Source organism: Vicinamibacteria bacterium (assembly GCA_035620555.1).
Taxonomy (GTDB): domain Bacteria; phylum Acidobacteriota; class Vicinamibacteria; order Marinacidobacterales; family SMYC01; genus DASPGQ01.
The window spans coordinates 1-2,971 of record DASPGQ010000054.1 but is presented as its reverse complement, the minus strand read 5'-3'; the positions used below and the strand labels follow the sequence as shown (position 1 = coordinate 2,971).

Annotated in this window: 2 protein-coding genes; both read right to left on the bottom strand. The window is 63.4% G+C overall.

Features of this window, described 5'->3' with window-relative positions; translation table 11 throughout:
• A partial coding sequence (locus VEK15_02000; protein HXV59437.1) for a hypothetical protein occupies positions 1-521 on the bottom strand: 521 nt, incomplete at its 3' end.
• A 37-nt stretch (positions 522-558) separates the two neighbouring features.
• The coding region (locus VEK15_01995; protein ID HXV59436.1) for an FtsX-like permease family protein at positions 559-2,971 on the bottom strand (2,413 nt) is incomplete at its 5' end.

Below are 2,971 nucleotides of genomic sequence, written 5' to 3'. Positions count from 1 at the left end.
AGGCCCGGAGGCGCTCCCGCCCGGATCTCGATGAGGTCGCGATTCGTAAGATGCCGCCAGGGAGCGGCTTGGTAGAATGCTCGCGCCGCTTCGGCAAAACGGCGCATTGCTTCCACGGTGACTCCCCTCACCTCGAGAGCGCCAGGGATATCGGAGCTTGAAGCTTCCTTGGCGAAAAGATCGAGGAACCTTTCCACGCCCTCGAGTCGCTCGGTGGGCACGACGTCGATCTCGGTCCCGAGACGATCGGACAGCAAGCGAGCCAGGGTCGGATCGCGAACCTCGATTCGGTTCGGCTTTCGTCCGAGCTCGACAATCATCTCCTCGAGTCCGGAGAGGAGGTCCTCGTCGCTTCCTCGCTCCATTTGTATCGAGCCGGACCTGGTGTGTCCATCGAGCGAGACCCAAAGCGGTAACCAGGGGTGCCCGGGTCTCGAATCCTTCTTCGTCACCCAAATGGGCGACTCGAACCAGCCGCCTTGCCAGACATCCGCCCCGGAGACCGAGCGCGACCCCTTCATATGCGACCTGGAGCTTATCCCAGGTCCCGGCCGAACGCTATCCCACGCGAAGGATCGCGAGCGGCTTTTGTCGGACGACGTCGAGGGTGACCGCGACTCCGACGAGGCTCACGGCGAGAGCGGCGATGAGCACGGCGGCGAGATTGGAGACGAGCTCGGGACGAAAAGGCACCTCGAGGATGCGGTTGCTGAGCAGAAAGGCCAGCACCCCTCCGCCCACGGCGCCGATGATCCCGGCGATCGCACCGAGGGTCCCGTACTCGAGGAGCATCATCGTCGCCACCCGGCGTCGGCTCGCTCCCAGCGTGCGGAAGATTGCGGTCTCGTAGCGTCGCTGATACTTGGTCATCGCCACCGAGCCAAGAAGGATCATGGCCCCCGATAAGAGCGCCACGCTCCCCACCACGGAAATCGCGAGCGAGACTTTGTCGACGACCTGGGCGAGCGCGTCCAGCACATCACGCAGATCCACGATCGAGATGTTGTAGTAATCCGCGACCAGATCACGCTGGAACCGAGCCCGTTCCATGGGGTCGCGAGGCCCCTTGATGAACCCCGCGTAGGTGTTGGGTACGTCCTCGAGCCCGCCCGGGCGGAACACGAACATGAAGCCACCGTTACGCGCGTCGCTCCACTCGACGTCCCGGATGCTCGTAACCTTCGCAACGATTCGACGCCCCATGATGTCGAAAGTCATCCGATCGCCGACGTCGATCTGATATCGATCGCGGAGGCTCGACTCGATCGAGACTTCGGGATCGGTAGAGTGGGCGCCGTCCCAGAAGGCACCGTCGAGAATTCGCTCGTTGTCCTCGAGATGATCCCGGTAGGTGATCGTGTATTCCCGGCCGAGAGAGCCCTGCTCTCGAACCGCCCCGTAGTCGTCGAGCTGGACGGCCGCTCCGGCCACGCCGACGACTCGGGCCCGAAGCACCGGAACCAGCTTCACCGTATCGGCCCCGAATCGGCGGGCTCGCGCCTCGAGAGTCCCAGTCTGATCCGGCTGGATGTCGATGAAGAACATGTCGGGCGCGTCGTCGCGAAGCTCGATGGCAAACTGTTCCAGAAGGTTCGACTGAATGTTTCGAACCGTCAGCACGAAACAGCACCCCAATCCCACGGCAAGAAGGACGACCCGCGTCTGATTTCCCGGCCGGCTCACGTTCAATACGGCATGCCGCAACGGAAAGTAAGCCTTTCGAGCAAGGGGTGAGACCGCCTTCACCAGGCCGACACCCGCGAGGTGAAGAGCCACGGCGACGGCCACGAACGTGGCGCAAACATACCATCCAATGCGAATCGATCCCGCTTGCCAGACGGCGAGACCGACGAGGGCGACCACGAGAACCGCGCCGGCGACGATTTGCACGCGGTCGAGTCTTCTTCGCTTCGTCGAAGGGCCCAGGTTTCCTTCCGGACGCAACAGCCACAGCGGGCGCACGAGCCGCACGTGCAACAGTGGGATCAGCGAGAACAGTGCCGAGACGAGGAGCCCCACTCCAACCCCTTGAACGACCGCCGATGAGGTCAAGCCGTACTCGACGTCTTTCAAATCGACGCCGAGCCCGCTCGGAATCAATGAAACGGCGAACTGGGCGATGAGGAGCCCCATGGCGCTCCCCACGACACTCAGGAAGAAAACCTGACAGACGTAGATGAGAAGCACCTGCCGGGTCGTCGCCCCGAGACACTTGAGAACGGCGATGCTCTTGAGCTTCTGGGCGATGAAGACGCGGATGACGCTCCAGACGCCGACACCCCCGAGAATCAGGATGACGAAGCCCGCGAGACTCAAATAGCTCTCACCGCGATTGAGCCGGCGCGCGAGCCGATCGCCCGCTTCGCGAAACGAACGCACCCGCACGAACTCGTTGGCGAGCGCGCCTTCGAGGTCCCAGACGAGCTCCTGCACCTCGTCGCCGTCGGCCCGAACCAGAATCTGGCGGCGCAGCCGGCTCCCGAAATCAAAGAGCCCGGTGCTGCCGACATCGGCGTAATCGATGAAGACGCGCGGCCCCATGGTGAACATGCTCACGCTTCGTCCCGCTTCGCGCACGATGACGTCGCGGATGGTGAAGCTCGCATCGCCGATGCGAATGGTGTCTCCGACATCGACGCCGAGGCGAGTCAGGAGCTCGGGACGTACGACCGCGCCCCGATTTCGAAGGAGCGAATGCTCGTAGGGCCTGCCGCCCCGGAGCTCCATCGTGCCGTAGAAGGGAAATGCCTCTTCGACGGCACGAAGCTCGATCATCGTGGCCACCTGGCTCTCGTCGTCGTCGGGCCGCGCCATCGTCGTCGTCTCGATCGACTGTGTCGTCGCGGTAGCGCCGTGCCCCTCGAGCTTCTCGTCGATGATGTACAGCGCGTTCTCGCTGAACGGCCGCTCGGTCCATATGAGAACATCGGCCGCCGTGAGAGTCTTGGACTCCTGCAGAAGAGCGGCACCC